Annotated in this window: 16 protein-coding genes and 2 pseudogenes; 2 read left to right on the forward strand and 16 right to left on the reverse strand. The window is 69.7% G+C overall.

Translation table 11 applies throughout. The annotated features are described in order from the left end of the window. Nucleotides 1–2: 2 nt before the first annotated feature. The 8 genes from DIE21_RS32055 to DIE21_RS32090 all read right to left on the reverse strand — a co-directional run bounded on the left by DIE21_RS32055 (nt 3) and on the right by DIE21_RS32090 (nt 8,347). Nucleotides 3–1,340 (reverse strand): MFS transporter, encoded by a 1,338-nt coding sequence (locus DIE21_RS32055; RefSeq protein WP_124501442.1) that lies wholly within the window; start codon nt 1,338–1,340, stop codon nt 3–5. 173 nt (nt 1,341–1,513) lie between these two features. Next, nucleotides 1,514–2,560 carry an ABC transporter substrate-binding protein gene (locus DIE21_RS32060; protein ID WP_124501443.1) on the reverse strand — a complete coding sequence of 349 codons (1,047 nt, stop codon included), beginning with the start codon at nt 2,558–2,560 and terminating at the stop codon, nt 1,514–1,516. Beyond that, nucleotides 2,557–3,708: an FAD-binding oxidoreductase gene (locus tag DIE21_RS32065; protein ID WP_124501444.1), complete on the reverse strand. Its 1,152-nt coding sequence runs from the start codon at nt 3,706–3,708 to the stop codon at nt 2,557–2,559. Before DIE21_RS32065 ends, DIE21_RS32060 begins: the two co-directional genes overlap by 4 nt. After that, a complete protein-coding gene (locus DIE21_RS32070) occupies nt 3,701–5,140 on the reverse strand; it encodes an NAD(P)/FAD-dependent oxidoreductase (RefSeq protein ID WP_124501445.1) in 1,440 nt (479 codons plus the stop codon). The genes DIE21_RS32065 and DIE21_RS32070 overlap by 8 nt, the downstream gene beginning before the upstream one ends. Beyond that, on the reverse strand, nt 5,137–5,484 hold the full coding sequence (locus DIE21_RS32075) for a (2Fe-2S)-binding protein (protein ID WP_124501446.1): 348 nt from the start codon (nt 5,482–5,484) through the stop codon (nt 5,137–5,139). The genes DIE21_RS32070 and DIE21_RS32075 overlap by 4 nt, the downstream gene beginning before the upstream one ends. Continuing rightward, the gene (locus tag DIE21_RS32080; RefSeq protein ID WP_124501447.1) at nt 5,484–6,278 is read right to left on the reverse strand and encodes an ABC transporter permease; all 795 of its coding nucleotides are present in this window, start codon (nt 6,276–6,278) and stop codon (nt 5,484–5,486) included. Before DIE21_RS32080 ends, DIE21_RS32075 begins: the two co-directional genes overlap by 1 nt. Next, on the reverse strand, nt 6,275–7,264 hold the full coding sequence (locus DIE21_RS32085; protein WP_124501448.1) for an ABC transporter permease: 990 nt from the start codon (nt 7,262–7,264) through the stop codon (nt 6,275–6,277). Before DIE21_RS32085 ends, DIE21_RS32080 begins: the two co-directional genes overlap by 4 nt. Continuing rightward, nucleotides 7,265–8,347 (reverse strand): ABC transporter ATP-binding protein, encoded by a 1,083-nt coding sequence (locus DIE21_RS32090; protein ID WP_124501449.1) that lies wholly within the window; start codon nt 8,345–8,347, stop codon nt 7,265–7,267. 294 nt (nt 8,348–8,641) lie between these two features. Here DIE21_RS32090 and DIE21_RS32100 point away from each other — a divergent pair, with 294 nt between their 5' ends. Then, complete coding sequence (locus DIE21_RS32100; protein ID WP_124501450.1) at nt 8,642–9,529, forward strand: IclR family transcriptional regulator; 888 nt, start codon at nt 8,642–8,644, stop codon at nt 9,527–9,529. Nucleotides 9,530–9,632: 103 nt separating this feature from the next. Beyond that, entirely contained in the window at nt 9,633–10,016 is a 384-nt protein-coding gene (locus DIE21_RS32105; protein WP_124501451.1) for a hypothetical protein, read from the forward strand. A gap of 102 nt (nt 10,017–10,118) precedes the next feature. Here the strand turns inward: DIE21_RS32105 and DIE21_RS32110 are convergent, their stop codons facing one another. The 8 genes and pseudogenes from DIE21_RS32110 to DIE21_RS32140 all read right to left on the reverse strand — a co-directional run bounded on the left by DIE21_RS32110 (nt 10,119) and on the right by DIE21_RS32140 (nt 17,360). Then, a complete protein-coding gene (locus tag DIE21_RS32110; protein WP_124501452.1) occupies nt 10,119–11,681 on the reverse strand; it encodes a methyl-accepting chemotaxis protein in 1,563 nt (520 codons plus the stop codon). A 284-nt stretch (nt 11,682–11,965) separates the two neighbouring features. Next, nucleotides 11,966–12,175: pseudogene (locus DIE21_RS38045) on the reverse strand (phosphoesterase); the annotation flags it as partial. Nucleotides 12,176–12,179: 4 nt separating this feature from the next. After that, a complete protein-coding gene (locus DIE21_RS32115) occupies nt 12,180–12,950 on the reverse strand; it encodes an ABC transporter substrate-binding protein (RefSeq protein WP_124501453.1) in 771 nt (256 codons plus the stop codon). 151 nt (nt 12,951–13,101) lie between these two features. Next, nucleotides 13,102–14,331 (reverse strand): cyanate transporter, encoded by a 1,230-nt coding sequence (locus DIE21_RS32120; RefSeq protein WP_124501454.1) that lies wholly within the window; start codon nt 14,329–14,331, stop codon nt 13,102–13,104. 167 nt (nt 14,332–14,498) lie between these two features. Then, a pseudogene (locus DIE21_RS32125) lies at nt 14,499–14,672 on the reverse strand (zinc-binding dehydrogenase); the annotation flags it as partial. A gap of 65 nt (nt 14,673–14,737) precedes the next feature. Further along, nucleotides 14,738–16,114 (reverse strand): FAD-containing oxidoreductase, encoded by a 1,377-nt coding sequence (locus tag DIE21_RS32130; RefSeq protein WP_124501455.1) that lies wholly within the window; start codon nt 16,112–16,114, stop codon nt 14,738–14,740. A 191-nt stretch (nt 16,115–16,305) separates the two neighbouring features. After that, nucleotides 16,306–16,896: a hypothetical protein gene (locus tag DIE21_RS32135; RefSeq protein ID WP_124501456.1), complete on the reverse strand. Its 591-nt coding sequence runs from the start codon at nt 16,894–16,896 to the stop codon at nt 16,306–16,308. Continuing rightward, nucleotides 16,896–17,360, reverse strand: coding sequence for a GNAT family N-acetyltransferase (locus DIE21_RS32140; protein WP_124501457.1), 465 nt, complete (start codon nt 17,358–17,360; stop codon nt 16,896–16,898). Before DIE21_RS32140 ends, DIE21_RS32135 begins: the two co-directional genes overlap by 1 nt. Nucleotides 17,361–17,453 lie beyond the last annotated feature (93 nt).

A 17,453-nucleotide genomic window follows, 5' to 3' on the forward strand; every position in this document is an offset into this window, starting at 1 on the left:
TTTCACGTCGCGTCGCCGTGCGAGTCACCGGCGCGCGCGACACGCGTCTCGCGCATCACGCACAGCGTCGCGATGGTGATCGCGCCGAGCAGCACGAGGAACAGCGACACGGGCCACGATGCGTGATAGCGCGCGAGCAGCGCGGTCGCGATCAGCGGCGACATCCCGCCCGCGAAGATCGACGCGACTTCGTGCCCGAGCGCGACGCCCGAATAGCGCACCTCGGTGCTGAACAGCTCGCCGACCAGCGCCGGCAGCGTGCCGATCATCGCACCGTGGCTCACCGCCGTGCCGACCGTCAGCGCGAGCCACACCAGCGGCGTCGCGCGCGTGTCGAGCAGCCAGAAGAACGGGAATGCACACGCGACGAGGCTCAGCGCGCCGATCAGGTACACGGGCTTGCGGCCGATCCGGTCGGACAGCCGGCCCCACGCGAGCATCGCGCCCATTTCGACGACCATCGCGATCATCACGCCGGTCAGCATCACGCCGTTCGGGATGCCGACGTATTTGCCGTAGACGAGCGAGAACGCGAGGAAGATGTAGGCGCCGCCGTTTTCGGCGACGCGCAGCCCCATCGCGAGCAGGATTTCCTTCGGATGGCGGCGGATGCATTCGACGATCGGCAGATGCGTGTGCGCGCCGCGCTTGCCGGCCTGCTCGTAGTCCCGGCTTTCCGGCAGGTGGCGGCGGATATAGATGCCGATCGCGAAGATCGCGATGCTCGCGAGGAACGGCAGCCGCCAGCCCCAGGTGCGGAACGCGTCGTCGGGCAGCGCCTGCGCGGCGAGAAACGCGGCCGACGACAGCACGAAGCCGCCGCCGACGCCGAGCTGGCTCCAGGCGGCGTAATAGCCGCGCCGTTCGGGCGGCGCGTTCTCGCTGATCATCAGCACGCCACCGCCCCATTCGCCGCCGGACGCGATGCCCTGCAGCAGCCGCAGCGCGACGAGCGCCGCGGGCGCCCACAGGCCGGCCTGCGCATAGGTCGGCAGCAGGCCGATCGCGAAGGTCGACGCGCCCATGATCAGCAGCGTCCACACGAGCGACGCCTTGCGCCCGTAGCGGTCGCCGACGTGGCCGAACACGATGCCGCCGAGCGGCCGCGCGACGAAGCCGAGCGCGAACGCCGCGAACGCGGCGAGGCTGCCCGCGAGCGGCGAGGCGCCGGGCGGAAAGAACACGTGGCCGAACACCAGCGCGGCGGCCGTGCCGTACACGAAAAAGTCATACCATTCCATCGCGTTGCCGGCGACGGAGGCGATGACGATCCGGCGAAGCTGCCGGTCGGCGAGCGGCCGGGCGGCGCTCGGGGACTGCACGGTGTCGGTCGGGTACATGGCGGACTCTGAAGGGGGGCGGGCGCGTGCCGTCTCTGGAACGCATGCGGCACTGCGGGCTAGTGTTGTCGGCACCGCCGCCCCGGTCAAATCCGCAGAAAAAGGGAAGTGTCATCACTCCCGCAAATGATGGTCGCGGCGCGCGCGGCCGTGCCCGCGGGCGCTCGGGCCGCTCACCGCTCGATCTGCCGGTTCCAGCGCGTATCCCACTGCGCGCGCCGCGCGTTGATCGCCGTCCAGTCGACCACCGTCACCTTGCGCACCAGATCGTCGACGCTGCCGAGGCTTTGCTGCATCGCGGCGGGCATCTTCGCGAGGCGGTTGGTCGGGATCTGCTTGCCGGCCTCCGCCGCCTTCGTCTGCGCCGGCGCGGACAGCAGGAACTGCGCGAGCTTCTGCGCGAGCTGCGGATCGGGGTTGTTCGCGACCACGCACAGGTCGACGAGCAGCAGCACCGGGCCTTCCTTCGGGTTCGCATACGCGACCGGGATGCCCTTGTCCTGCAGGTCGCCGACACCGGTCGGCGTCAGCGGGAACAGGCCGGCCTCGCCGGTCTGCACCATCTCCGAGATCTTCGCCGAGTTCGGGATGTACTCGACGACGTTCGGCCCGACCGTGCTCGCCCACTTGCTGAAGCCGGGCTCGACGTTCTGTTCGCTGCCGCCGAGCAGCCGGTTGATCGCGAGGAAGCCGTGCAGCCCGAACGTGCTGCTCGACGCGGACTGGAACACGACCTTGCCCTTGTATTTCGGGTCGGCGAAGTCCATCCACGACGTCGGCGGCGCCCAGCCTTTTTCCGCGAATAATTTCTTGTTGTATGCGATGCCGGTCATCCCGAGCTGCACGCCCGCGCCGACGTCGTCCTTCATCCGCGCGAACGGATACAGCTCCTTCAGCACCGGCGAATCGTCGAGCTTCTGGCACACGCCGAGGCTGACCGCGCGCGCCATCACGCCGTCGTCGAGGAACGCGACGTGGATCTGCGGCTTGTTGCGGTTCGCGAGCAGCTTCGCGAGCACGTCCGACGACGTGCCGGGCACGACGACGACCTTCACGTTGTTCGCCTTCTCGAAGTCGGGCAGCACCTGGCTCGTATAGGCCTTCTCCATCGGCCCGCCGTTCATGCCGATGTAGATCGTCTTCGTTTGCGCGAACGCGGGCGCGCCGGCGCCTGCGATGCAGAGGGCGGCAGCCGCCGCGATCGTTCCGAGCAGTTTCATCGTTGGGTCTCCTCATGAGGGAAAGGGGCGGTCGGCGCGGTTTGCGGCGCGAAGCGGCCGATCGAGAATGCTTCGAGTGGCGTGGCGGTTGCGCCGGCCGTGACGAGGTCGGCAAGCACCTCGCCGACGCCCGGCGCGAGCAGGAAGCCGCCGCCGGAAAAACCGAACGCATGCAGCAGGTTCGGCGTCGTGCGGCTCGCGCCGACGATCGGGTTGTGGTCGGGCGTGCAGCCTTCGACGCCGCTCCACGTGCGGATCAGCAGCGCGTCGCGCAATGCGGGCAGCAGCGCGCATGCATCGCGCATCACCGCACGCGTCGTGTCGACCGACGGCTGGCCGAACTCGCCGTCGCCGCGCCCGCGCCCGCCGCCGATCACGCAGTTGCCGCGAGCGACCTGCCGCGCGTACACGCCGCCGCCGTAGACGCCGAGGTTGTGCGTGATGAACGGCGGCAGCGGCTCGGTCACCCACATGTTCGGGTAGATCGGCTCCATCGGCACGGCTTCGCCGAAGCGTTCGGCGATCGTGTTCGCCCATGCGCCGGCCGAGTTGACCAGCCACGTCGCGGTGCACGCGCGGCCGCCCGCACGGACGTGAAAGCGCGTGCCGTCGTGCCGGACGTCGTCGACCGGCGTGTGCTCGAACACGTCGGCGCCCGCCGCGCGGGCCGCCCGCGCGAACGCGGGCGACACGACGCGCGGGTTCGCGTGCCCGTCGATCGCGCACAGCGAGCCGCCGAGCGCCGCGCGGCCGAGCCACGGGTAGCGGCGGCGGAACGCGTCGCCGCGCATCACCTGCAGCGGCAGGCCGTGCTCGCCCGCGAGTACCGCGTAGGCGTCGAGTGCATCGAGATCGGCGTCGCTGCGCGCGAGCCGCAAATGGCCCGACACGACGAACTCGCCGTCGATGCCGATCAGCTCGGGCAGGCGATCCCAGATGCGCCGCGCGCGCAACGCAAGCGGCAACTGTTCGGCGGGGCGGCCCTGGCAGCGCACGCCGCCGTAGTTCACGCCGCTCGCCTGCGCGCCGCAGTCGCGGCGCTCGAACAGCGCGACGCGCAGCCCGTGGCGCGTCAGCGCCAGCGCGGCCGACGCGCCGACGAGCCCGCCGCCGACGATCGCGACGTCGTAGTGACGGATCTCACTCATCGCGCGCCTCGTCGGGAATCGCCGCGACGTCGTCGCCCGCGAGCGCGGCGGAGATCGGGAACGGCTTCACCGGCGGTTGCGCACGCAACCGGCCGATGTCCGCCAGCGGGCGGCCGGTTTCGGCGGCGAGTACGAGCGCGGTCGCGTCGCCGCACATGCGGCCCTGGCAGCGGCCCATTCCGGCGCGCGTCAGCGCCTTCAGCCGGTTCAGCTCGGTCGCTTCGCCGCCGCGGATGCAGCGCCGCAGCGTGCCCGCGTCGATCTCCTCGCAGCGGCACACGATCGTGTCGTCCGGGCAGCGTGCGGCGAGCTCGGGCGGCGGCGCGAACGCCGCTTCGAGGCCGGCGCGGAACGCGCCGAGCCGGGCGAGCGTGCGCTCCAGCGTGGCCGCATCGGGTTTGCCGGCCGGCGGCGGCGATGGCGTCGCGATGCCGGCGTCGTCGAGCAGCGCGAGCGCCGCGCGGCGCCCGGACGCCTCGGCCGCGTCGGCGCCCGCGATGCCGGCGCCGTCGCCCGCGACGTAGATGCCGCGCACCGACGTGCGGCCGGCCGCGTCGCGTTCCGGCAGCCAGGCGCGGTTGAGCGGATCGAACCGGAACCGGCAACCGGCGAGATCGGCAAGCTGCGTTTCGGAACGCAGCCCGAAGCCGAGGCCGAGCGCATCGCAGTCGATCGTCCGCGACGGCGCGTCACCGCCGGCCGCGCGCCATGCGAGGCCCGTCACGTGCCGCTCGCCGAGCACGCGTTCGAGCGTGACGCCCGTTTCGATCGCGACGCCATGCGCACGCAGCCAGCCGATGTAGTACAGCCCCTTCGCGAACGTGGACGGCATGCGCAGCAGCGCGGGAGCGGCCGCCGCCTGCTGGCGCAGCGGGCTCGTGTCGACCACGGCCGCGACCCGCGCGCCGGCCTTCGCGTACTGATACGCGACGAGATACAGCAACGGTCCCGTGCCCGCGAACACGATGCGGCTGCCGATCGCGCAGCCCTGCGACTTCAGCGCGACCTGCGCGCCGCCGAGCGTATAGACGCCGGCAAGCGTCCAGCCCGGCACCGGCAGCATGCGATCGGTCGCGCCGCTCGCGACGATCAGATGCGAGAACGGCACGGTCGTTTCGCGGCCGTCCTGCAGCGTGTCGACGCGGCCCGCGCCGCACGCCCAGGCGAGCGTGTCCGGCCGGTAGTCGACATGCGGCAGCAGCGCGGCCATCGTCCGGTGCACGGCGTCCGCCTTCGCGGCCTCGAAGCCGTACAGCACGCGCTTGCCGCGGGCGAACGTGCCGCCGGCCGGCGGCTGCCGGTAGATCTGGCCGCCCCAGCGCGCGTTCTCGTCGATCACGACGGGGCGCAGCCCCGCGTCGACCAGCGCCTCGGCCGCGCGCACGCCGGCCGGCCCCGCGCCGACGATCACCGGTCGCAATGCATCGTTCATGACGCGTCTCCGGTCATGGCGGGCTGCGCGCCGGTGAGAATCCGCATGCCTTCGGCGATCGGCGTCGAGCATGCGCGCACGCGCGTGCCGGCCTCGGTACGCACCCAGCAGTCCTGGCACGCGCCGATCAGGCAGAAGCCCGCGCGCGGCTTGCCGCTGAATTCGCTCACGCGCACGCGGCGCTGTGCGACGAGGATTGCGGTGAGCACGGTGTCGCCGGCGAGCGCGTGCGCCGGACGACCGTCGAGCGTGAACGCGACGGCGGCGCGCTCGCGTTCGGCGACGCGCACGAACTGTGCGCCGTCGTCCGCGACGTCGGTGGAACGGGAAACGGAAGTCATCATCAGTGTTGGCCGATCAGGATGCGGTTCAGGCCGTACACGCGATCGAGCAGCAGCATCGCGCCGGCGGTGATGAAGATGACGAGCGCCGATACCGACGCCATCATCGGGTCGATCGATTCGGTCGCGTACATGTACATGCGCACCGGCAGCGTGACCGTCTGCGGCGACGTGACGAAAATCGACATCGTCAGCTCGTCGAAACTGTTGATGAACGCCAGCAGCCAGCCGCCCGTGATGCCGGGCACGATCATCGGCAGCGTGATGCGGCGGAACGTCGTCCACGGATCGGCGCCGAGCGAGCACGCGGCCTGCTCGACGCTGCGGTCGAGGCCGGCGACGGAGGCGAGCACGAGCCGCATCACGAACGGCGTGATGACGATCATGTGCGCGACCACCAGCCACGCGAACGAGCCGGTCGCGCCGATCAGCGCGAAGAAGCGCAGCAGCGCGATGCCGAGCACGAGGCCGGGAATCACGAGCGGCGACAGCAGCAGGCCGTTCAGGAACGCGCGGCCGGGAAAGGTCGCGCGGCCGATCGCGAGCCCCGCGGGCAGCGCGATCGCGAGCGACAGCGTCGCCGACGCGAACGCGAGCTTCACGCTGTTGGCGAACGCGGTGACGAAGTCGGGATAGTCGAGGATCGCACGGAACCAGCGCAGCGACAGCCCATGCGTCGGCAGCGTCAGCGTTTCATCGGGCGTGAACGCGACGAGCACGACGATCACGAGCGGGGCGAGCACGAACAGGATCACGAGCGTATGGAACGCAAGGGCGAAGGGGCCGTTCTTTCTCATCGGGAAGCGCCTCCGAGGCTGCGCGCGTAGCGGCGTTCGAGCACGCGGTAGTAGGTGAGCATCACGACGAGGTTCGCGACCAGCAGCAGCACCGCGATCGTCGCGCCGAGTGGCCAGTTCAGCGAGCCGAGGAATTCGTCGTAGACGGCGGTCGCCGCGACCTTCAGCCGGCGTCCGCCGAGCAGGCCGGGAATCGCGAACGCGCTCGCCGACAGCCCGAACACCATCAGGCTGCCCGACAGCACGCCCGGCATCAGCTGCGGCACCACGATGCGGCGCAGCGTCGTGAACGGCGATGCGCCGAGCGACAGCGCCGCGTGTTCGGTCTGCGGGTCGAGCCGCTGCAGCGCGGTCCACACGGGAATCACCATGAACGGCAGCATCACGTGCACCAGCGCGATCACGATCGCGAACGTCGTGTATTCGAGCTTGTACGGTCCGAGGCCGACGAGCCCGAGCGCCTGGTTCACGAGCCCGCTCGTGTTCAGCAGCATGCTCCAGCCGAACGCGCGCACGACGACCGACACGAGCAGCGGAGCGAGGATCACGAGCAGGAACAACGAGCGCCACGGATCGCGCATTTTCGACAGCACGTACGCTTCCGGCGTGCCGATCGCGACGCAGATCGCGGTGGTCAGCGCGGCGATGCCGAACGTGCGCGCGAAGATCGTATGGAAGTACGGCGAGCCGAGCACCTCCGCGTAGTGGCCGAACTGGAACGCGGCGATCGGGCCGGTGGCCGGGTCGTAGCGGTAGAACGTGAGCGCGAAGGTCATCGCGAGCGGCACGAGCACGAGCGCGGCGAACAGCGCGAACGCGGGCGCGCACATCAGCCAGAGCGGTGCATGCGCACGCCACGTCGCGCGCGGCGTGCGGCCGCCGGTGGCGCGGGGCGGCGCGATATCGGCCGAGGCGGCGGTCGCGGCCGATGGCGCGAGTGCGGCCGGCGCGCCGTCGGTCGAGAGCGGGCGGGTAGGCTGTCCCATTCAGGCCTCCCGGCGCATCACGCGCACCGCGTCGCTGTGCCAGTCAACGCCAACCGGCGCGCCTTCCGCGAGCGGTTCCGCGCCTTCGTTCTGGCAGCACACCAGAACCTCGCCGAGCGCGCTGTCGACGCGGTACAGCCACTGGCTGCCGAGGAAGAAGCGGCTCGTGACGGTCGCGGCGAAGCGGCCCGCGCCGGGCGCGCACAGCCGCAGCTTCTCCGGGCGGATGCAGACCGACACGGCGTCGCCGACACGCACGTCGCGCTCGCGCGCCGGCAGGTGCGCGGTGCGGCCCGTTTCCGCGAGATCGTGGCCGAGATCGATGCGGATCGCGTCGCCGTCGTGCGCGACGATCATGCCGGGCAGCAGGTTCGCCTTGCCGATGAACTGCGACACGAAGTGGTTTTCCGGCCGTTCGTACGCGCGATACGGCGTGTCCGTCTGCGTGATGCGGCCGGCTTCCATCACGACCACGCGGTCGCTGATCGACAGCGCCTCCGATTGATCGTGCGTGACCATGATCGTCGTCGTGCCGATCTTGCGCTGGATCGCGCGCAGTTCGAACTGCATCTCCTCGCGCAGCTTCGCGTCGAGGTTCGACATCGGCTCGTCGAGCAGCAGCACCGGCGGTTCGATCACGACCGCGCGCGCGATCGCGACGCGCTGCCGCTGGCCGCCGGACAGTTCGCGCGGAAAGCGGTGCGAGAGCGCATCGAGCCGCACGAGCGCAAGCGCCGCGCGGATGCGCTCGGCGCGCTCCGTCTTGTCGACGCCGCGCATGTCGAGGCCGAAGCCGACGTTCTCCGCGACGCTCATGTGCGGAAACAGCGCATAGCTCTGGAACACGATGCCGAGCCCGCGGCGGTTCGGCTTCACGTGCGTGATGTCCTGTCCGTCGAGCGTGATGCGGCCGCGCGTGACGTCGACGAAGCCGGCGATCATCTGCAGCGTCGTGGTCTTGCCGCAGCCCGACGGCCCGAGCAGCGACACGAATTCGCCTTGTTCGACCGACAGGTTGACGTCGGCGACGGCGGTGAGCTCGCCGAACGATTTCGTCAGATCCGTAAGCGTGAGAAACGACATGGGGAGCTCCGGGTTCGCACACCGGATGGCCGGTGCGTCATTGACGCGGACTCTAGCCAGCCATATTTCGGTGCGTCAATTTCGAATTCTGCTCAACGAGATGAACTTTGAAAAAATTCCGCTCATCGGAATGGATTGCCGAAGCAGCGGCAAATCGTTCCGCTGGATGAGGGGCGGGCGGACCCTGAAACGCGTGCGTCAATCCCGTGCACACCCGAATGCCGGACGTATTTCGGCGGGGCCACAATGGTGATGCGCACATTCCGTTCAATGAAATCATCGAGGAGAGCCGGCATGCAGGAACCCCAGTCGCCCGGAACGTCGCCTGCCGCGCGCCTGCCGTCCCCGGGCGAGGACGCTGCCGACACGGCCGGCGCGCCGGGCGCCGGCATGCTGCAGCGTGCGTTCGCGATCCTGCGCGCACTGGCCGGCATGCAGCAGGACGGCGTGCGCGTCACGCACCTCGCGAAGGCCGTCGGCCTCACGCAGGGCACCGCGCACCGGATCCTGCAATCGCTGATCGCCGAAGGGATGGTCGAGCAGGACGAGCAGTCGAAGCTGTACCGGCTGAGCGTCGACTTCTTCGCGCTCGCCGCACTGGCCGGCAACCCGAGCAGCATGCGCACGCTGTGCCGGCCCGCGCTGCTGCGGCTGTGCGCGAGTCTTGGCGAGACCATCTTCCTGCTCGTGAAGAGCGGCTTCGACGCGGTGTGTCTGGACCTGTGCGAGGGGCCGTTCCCGATCCGCTCGTTTACCGGCGACATCGGCGGGCGCATCGCGCTCGGCGTCGGGCAGGGCAGCCTCGCGATCCTCGCGTTCCTGCCGGAGGCCGAGCGCGAGGAGGTGATCCGCTTCAACGTGCCGCGCATTCGCGGGTACGGCGTGCTCGACGAGGTGTACCTGCGCACCGAGATCGAACGCGTGCGGCAGCTCGGCTACGCGGGCCGCAACAGCGGCGTGCTTGACGGGATGGCCGGCGTCGCGGTGCCGATCCTCGATCGCACCGGTTATCCGGTCGGCGCGCTGAGCGTCGGCACGCTGGCGTCGCGCCTCGGCGACGACCGGATGCCGATGGTCGTCGAACTGCTCAGGCGCCAGGCCGACGCGATCGGCCCGCGCACGAATCCGTTCGACGCCGCATTGCGGCGGCCGATGCACGGTCTATCCGGGAAAACCGGATAGACGGGTTGCGCGGCGCGATGTCGGCGATGCCGGCCCGGTTTTTTGGTGGTTTTGCCGTCGGCGGACATGCTAGGATTTCCGTCAAACAACTTCGGAGACTGCCATGCCGTTCATCTGCGAAAACGTTGAATGTCGTGCCGTGCTGGCGCGCGGCCAGATCAGGTCTCTTCAGGACGACGCGGGATGGTGCTTCTACTGCCCGGACTGCAAGGCCAGGAACGAGTTGATGGCTATCGGCACGGCCGGCGGCTCCGTCGAGCTCGTTCAGCCGGAGCGGGCGAGCCCCCCGCACAAGGTCATCGCGACGGCCCGTCCACTGGACGACGGCAGATACGCGGCGCAGTTGTGCGTTCAGCGGGCGTTGGCGGTGAGGGGAACCTACGCAGCCGAAGAGCACTGGGAGCAGCTCGGTGTATTCCCCGATGCGCAGGAGGCCATCGCGCATGCGAAGTCGTTCGCGACGGACCTGCTGGAACGGGTGGCGTAGCCGCTGGCGGCACACCGGACGATCCACAGGTCGCCGGCAACGACACCGGGCGGCGGCTCGGGTGCCGTGCCGGCCAACCGGCCCCGAATCGGGCCGGTTACATCATGCCGCCGCCGCTTCCCGAAGATGGAATTGCGCGACCGCATCGCTCAGCCGCGCGCTCTGATCCTCGAGCGATAGCGCGGCGGCCGCCGCTTCCTCGACCAGCGCCGCGTTGCGCTGCATCGTCTGCTCCATCTGGATGACGGCGGCGTTCACCTGCTCGATCCCGGACGTTTGCTCGTCGAAGGCGATGCTCGTTTCGCCCATGATCGCGTTCACGCGCTCGACCGCGGCGACGAGCTCCGTCATCGCGGAACCGGCGAGTGCGACGAGACTGCTGCCGTCTTCGACGCGCTGCGTCGAATCGCCGATGAGCTCGCGGATTTCCTTGGCCGCCGACGCGCAGCGCTGCGCGAGCCCGCGCACCTCGGTCGCGACCACGGCGAAACCACGCCCCTGTTCGCCCGCGCGCGCCGCTTCGACGGCGGCGTTCAACGCGAGGATGTTCGTCTGGAACGCGATGCTCTCGATCACGGCGACGATGCCGGAGATCCGCGCCGAGCTGTTCGATATCGACGACATCGTTTCGACCACACGCTGCATCGCGTCTCCGCCTTTCGTTGCGATCCCGGCGGCACCCTCGGCGTAAGTGCGCGCATCGCGTGCGTTGTCGGCGTTCTGGCGCACGGTGGCAGTCAGTTGCTCCACGCTCGCCGCGGCCTGCTGCAGCGACACGGCCTGCTGCTCGGTGCGCGCGGACAGATCGACGTTGCCGCTCGCGATCGTGCGGACGTCGCCGACGATCGTCTCCGTGCTCGTGCGGACCTGGGTCACGGTTTCGACGAGGCCGTCCTGCATTCGCTTCAGCGCATTCAGCAGATACGCCATTTCGTTTTCGCCGGGAATGGCGACCGTGCCGGTCAGGTCGCCTTTCGAAATCCTGTCGAAATGCGCGACGGCGAGATGGATCGGCGCGATGATCGCCTTCGCGAGCACGCGCTGCGCGACGAAGCCGACCGCCAGCGCGAACAGGGCGACCGCCGCCATCGCCCACACGATCCGCTGGAAGCGCTCGCCGGCCGCGTCGTAGCGAGCCTTCTGGCGGGCGACCTGGAACGATTCGAGCGCATCGATCGCGTCCTGGTAGGCGGTGAAGAGCGCCGGCGGCGCATTGCGATGCGTGTCGAGGAAATCGAACGCGTTGTCGTGGTCGAGTTGCGACATCGCCTTCAGGAAAACCTGGTCGAGCAGCGTGCGGCGGCGGCTCTGCAGCGTATCGAACAACGTCTGCTCGTCGGCATCGCGCGCATGCAGGCGCGCGTAGGCGTCCAGTTCGTCGTTGCTCTGCTTGAGCAGCGTATGGAGCTGCGCGATTTCCGTCTTCGCGGGCTGGCCGGCGCTGATGATCTGCGCGACGTCGCTCACGCGTTCGCGCAGCACGAGCATGCGCTCCGAACTGGTTTTCAGGTGCAGCAGCGACGCGGTGTCGTCGCGGTACATCGCTTCCAGCGAGCCGTTGCCGGCGTAGAGCGCGGCGATGCAGGCGCCGACCACCAGCACGAGTAGCACGGTATAGCCGGCGATGGTCGCGACGAGGCCGCCGCGGATGGTGAGTTTGCGCATGACGTTCCCTTGCCTGCGGCCCGAAGGGCGGCCGACGGCGGATGTGGCTTCCGGATCACGAACGACGACGGGCGCCGCTTCGCGATGCGGGGCGCCTGGACTGCAAACGGGTTAACGGCGGCGCGGAACGAAAGCTTTTGTCTGCATGCGACGTGAATTCGGAAGAATGCGACAGAAGGGGGGCAAGGGGAGAACGCGGATGCGCCGTCGCGGTGCGCGGCGGGTCGGCTGCAACGGGGGCGGCCGCATCCGCCACGATCGCGGCCGCCGCCTTCGCGCTGCCGTCAGCTTCCGGTCCGGAACCCCAGCGCCATGGCCTTCGCGCGCAGTTCGGCGAAGCGGTCGACCGCCGGATTGGTCGCCGGACTGGCCGCCATTTGCGACGAATCCATGCCGGAAACCGAACTGGACGGCGAAGCCGCGCTCGTCCCGGGGCACGTTCCGCCGAACGGTCCTGGCGGGACCGTGAACGCCGGCGCGTCCGTGCGCGGCGCGTGGTCAGTCATGGATATCGAACGAGAAATATTTCTTCGCGATCCGTTGATACGTGCCGTCCTGAATCAGGCTGGCGAGCGCCTGGTTGATCTGCATGCGCAGCGCATCGTCGTCCTTGCGCACACCGATCGCCGACCCGACGCCGAGCGTCTTCGGATCGTGCAGCGGCGGCCCCGCGAATGCGAAGTTCGCACCCTTCGCGGTCTTCAGGAAGCCGAGATCGGCCTGCACCGACGATTGCAGCGACGCGTCGAGGCGGCCGGAAATCAAATCCTGATAGACGAGGTCCTGCGTCTGGTAGGTGCGCACGATCACGCCCTTCGGTTTCCAGTACGTGCGCGCATAGGTTTCCTGCGTCGACCCCTGCTCGACGCCGACGCTTTTGCCGGCCAGCGACTCGGCCGTCGGCTGCAGGTTCGAGCCGCGCCGCGCGACGAGGCGCGGCGGCACGTTGTTGATCTTGTCGGTGAACGCGATCTGCGCGAGGCGCTTCTCGGTCACGCTCATCGACGACAGCACGCCGTCGAACTTGCGCGCCTTCAGCGCCGGGATCATCCCGTCGAATGCATTCTCGACCCACACGCAGCGCACCTTCATGCGTTCGCAGATCGCGTTGCCGAGATCGATGTCGAAGCCGACGAGCCTGCCGTCCGGCGCAAGCGATTCGAACGGCGCGTAGCTGGGGTCGACGCCGAGGCGCAGGACGGCCGGGTCTTTCGCGGCGGCGGCGCCTGCCGTGAGCGCGAGCGCGGCGGCGATGACGAGCTTCTTCATGAGTGTCTCCGTGACGGATTGATATCGTGGGTGGTGAAGCGAATGCGCGGCCGTTGGGCGTGACGGCCCGCGCCCGGCCTTGCGCGGGCGGCTGGACGATCGCCGGAAAATGCCGGCGGTCGTTCCGGTCAGGGCTTCCGGTCGTGCGGTTTCAGCGCGCGGCGCCGATGAGGCGCGCCATGCCGTGCCGGTAGCCGGCGGGCGAGAACGCGGCGTTCAACGCGGCCATCGACGCGATCACGGCGAGATGCATCCACCACGCGATCGCGAAGCCGCCGCCCGCGTCGCGCAGCCAGCCGATCAGCCAGGGGCTCGCGGCGACGGTCAGGAAGCCGACGCCCTGCACGAACGCGGCGAGCGCGCCCGCGCGCCGCGCGTCGGACAGATGGTCGAGCGTGACGATCAGGCTCATCGAGAAGAAGCCGCCGAGCCCGACGCCGACGCTCGCGACCCACAGCCACGGCGCGAGCGCGGGCATCGTCGCGAAGCCGGCGAAGCCGGCGGCCTGCAACGCGAGCGTGAGCCACAGCATCGGCCGGCGATCGTGCGAACGTTTCGCGAGCAACGGCATCGCGAGCGCGCCGGCCGCCTGGAACAGCGCCATCCATGCGAGCAGGTTGCCGCTCGCCTGCGCGCTCATGCCGACGCTGCGATAGAACGCGGGCAGCCATGCGACGAGGCTCGCGTAGCCGCTGTTGCTGAGGCCGAAGAACAGCGCGAGCTGCCAGGCACGCGGAATCCGCACGAACGCGGCGACGGGCGCCGATGCCGCCGCGGCATGCATCGCGTCGCGCGGCGCCTTCGCGCGCCACAGCGCGAGCGTGACGAGCGCGGGCACGGCCCAGACGGCGAGCGACAGATGCCAGCCGCCGTGCGCGGCGAGCCACGGGCTCGCGACCGCGCCGAACGCGCCGCCGCCGACCAGCGCGGCCGAATAGAGCCCCATCGCGAGCGGCAGCCGGTCGACGAACCAGCGCTTTGCCAGACCGGGCGCGAGCGACTGCACTACCGCGACGCCCGCGCCCGCGACGATCGACGTGACGACCAGACCGGTGCTGCCGCCGGTCCACAGGCGCGCGGCGCAACCCGCGGCGATCAGCGCCAGCGCGGCGGCCAGCGCGCGCTGTTCGCCGACGCGCCGCGCGAGCCCGACGCCGATGCCGGCGACCACGCCCATCAGCACGAACGGCAGCGTGGTCAGCAGCGCGGCCGCACGAAAACCGAGGCCGGTGTCGGCGCGCACGAGATCGAGCACGGGGCCGAACGCGGTCAGGAACGGGCGCAGGTTGAGGCCGGCCAGCACCAGCAGCGCGAGCGCGCCGCAGGATACGGAAGCCGCGTGCGGGCGGGGAACGGCTTGCGCGGTGCCGGGGTCGGTCATCGGAATGCTCCAGAAGGGGCCGGTGGCCCTGTGATGCGATGCCGAAAGGGTAAAGGCGCGCTTGCCCGGGTGAAAATTAAATATTCGACTGGATATCAGTGCGGAATGCGATGGCGCGCCGGGCGTGCCGCCGTTTCCGGCCGGCAGGCCCGACGCGCCAACGCTCGGACGGTAACGACGATCTTGCCGACCTGCGCGCCGGCTTCCATGTACCGATGGGCTTCGGCGATGTCGTCGAACGCGAACGTGCGGTCGATCGACGGCTTCAGCGCGCCGGCCGCGAGCCCGTCGACGATGAAGCGCTTCGCGCGTTCGAGCCGTTGCGCGTCGCCCGTGATCTCGGGTGCGACGCGGACAACGCATGCACGAACGGGGCGCGCGGAATATGCGCGCCCCCGGCCGTCCTTCAGTCGACCGGATGCAGGTCCTGCAGCAGCGTCGGCAGAAGTTCCGACACCGTCGGGTGGATGTGCATCGCGCGGCTGATCGTCGTGTAAGGCGCGCCGGCGGCCATCACGTCGAGCAACCCGTGCACGACCTCGTCGCCGGTCACTCCGAGGATCGACGCGCCGAGAATCGCATGGCTGTCCGCGTCGACGATCACTTTCATGAAGCCCTGGCTCTCGCCTTTTTCGACCGCGCGGCCGACGCGCGTCATCGGCCGCGTGCCGACCAGCAGCCGGCGGCCGGTCTGCTTCGCTTCCGCGAGCGTCATGCCGACGCGGCCGAGCGGTGGATCGACGTACATCGCGTACGCGGTGATGCGGTCCGATACCTTGCGCGGATCGTCGTCGAGCAGGTTCGCGGCGACGATCTCGTAGTCGTTGTACGCGGTGTGCGTGAACGCGCCGCGCCCGTTGCAGTCGCCGAGCGCCCAGATGCCGGGCACGTTGGTGCGCAACTGGTCGTCGACCGTGATGTAGCCGCGCGAGTCGGTCGCGACACCGGCCTGCTCGAGCCCGAGATCGCCGGTGTTCGGCACGCGGCCGACCGCGAGCAGCAGGTGCGAGCCGGCGACCTCGCGGCCGCCGCCCGCACAATCGAGGCCGACCACGATGCCGTCGCCGTCGCGCCGCGCGTTCAGGCAGTTCGCGTCGAGCTGCACGTCGATGCCTTCGTTCGCGAGCACCTCGCGCACGGCCTGCGACACGTCCTCGTCTTCGCGATGGATCAGGCGCGAACCTTTCTCGACGATCGTGACCTTCGAGCCGAAGCGACGATACATCTGACCGAATTCGAGCCCGACGTAGCTGCCGCCGATGATCACGAGATGCCCGGGCAGGAAGTCGACGTCCATCATCGTCGCGTTGGTCAGGTACGGCACCGAGTCGAGGCCGGGCATCGGCGGGATCTGCGCGCGCCCGCCGACGTTGATGAAGATGCGGTCGGCCTCGAGCAGCTCGTCGCCCACGCGCACGGCGTCGGGGCGCTCGAATCGGGCATGACCCTGAAACACGGTCGTGTTGTCGAGTCCGCGCACCCATTGCTCGACGCCGTGGTTCGAGCGGCCGGCGATCAGGTCCTTGCGCGCCTTCACGGCCTTCATGTCGACGCTGACGGGGCCGACCGATACGCCATATTCTTCCGCGCGCCGCGCGAGCTGCGCGGCGTATGCGCTCGCGATCAGCGTCTTGGTCGGAATGCAGCCGGTGTTCACGCAGGTGCCGCCGAAGCGGCCGCGTTCGACGATCGCGACTTTCATGCCGGCGCCCGAGAGCCGTGCGGCGAGCGGCGGCCCGGCTTGCCCGGTGCCGATGACGATCGCGTCGAAGTGTTGCGTCATGACGTCCTCCTGCGCGGGTTCAACGTGGGAAGCGTGCACGCGCAAGCCGCATGCCGCGACGGCGCGTGCCCGAACGGCGACGAGCGTCCATGGTAGACCGGTTCGCGTGTGCAGGCGAGTGCTGCCCGGCGGGGCCGGCGCGCGTTGAAGGAGGGGCCGGCACCCGTGTTGCTGCGTGCGGCGTGCCGGTTCTATTCCTTGCGCATCCACTGATCGAACGACACCGGCTTGCGTGCATCGGCACGCACCGTGCTGACGAAATCGGGTTTGTCGGGGTCGAGCGGAAACGATTCGGTATGGATCTGGCTGGAAAAGCGCCAGCCGTGCGTGCGCGGGTCGTAGCGGAACGTCACGTAGTCGCTCCAGTGCTGGCCGCATGCAACGTCGTTCTGCACCGTGAAATAGCGCCCCTTCACGGCGATCCCGCCGTCGGCGGCATCTTCCGGATCGAACGGGTCGCATTGCAGCGCATCGTTCGCACGCAGCACGACGACATCGTTGCGCGCGGCGAGCCGATAGGTGTGGTCCGCCTGTTCCTCGTAGATCAGGAGCGGACGCGGCGAAGGCTGCTCGCGCGTATCGTTCGCGCGATGCACGACGACGAGCAGGCTGTGCAGCCCGTTGTCGAGTGCCGGCCCTTGCTGCGCGACGAACGGCCGATAGCCGGCGGGCAGTTGCGCGGCGATCGACGGCGGCAGCGCCGGCGCTGCCTGCGTATGGCAGCACCACGCGGCGAGCAGCGAAACGAGGGCCCGACGGGCCGCCTCGGCCGGCGCGCGCATCACAGATCCCGCCCGAGAAACGCGGTGCCAGGCACCGGATTGAATGCAACGGGCGGCGCGGGCGTGAAGCCGAGCGAACCATACAGCTGCCTTGCGGCGACGAATTCGGGCAGCACGTCGAGACACATCCGCGCATAGCCGGCCGCCTTCGCATCGCGCAGCAGCCGTTCGACGAGCTGCCGGCCGACGTTCAGCCCGCGCGCTTCGGGGCGCACGTACACGCGCTTCATCTCGCACGTCGTCGCGTCGATTTCGCGAAACGCCGCGCAGCCGACGGCGCGCTCGCCGTGCCATGCGAGCAGCAATTGCCCGCGCGGCGCCGCGTATTTGCCGGGCAGCGCGGCGAGTTCAGGCTCGTAGTCCTGGAACGCGAGGCTGACGGTCGGGCTCGCGATGTACTCGCGGAAGATCGCTTCGACGACGGCGGCATCGTCGGGATAGCGGGCGGCGCGGATTTCGATCATCGGTAGCGGGGCGGGGTGGCGGGAACGGCAGCCAGCATAGCAGCGCACGGGCGCTTTCGGCGGCCCGCGAAGCGTGCCAGAATCATCGGCTTC

Origin of the sequence: Burkholderia sp. Bp9140, from assembly GCF_003853425.1 — a bacterium.
Classification (GTDB): Bacteria; Pseudomonadota; Gammaproteobacteria; order Burkholderiales; family Burkholderiaceae; genus Burkholderia.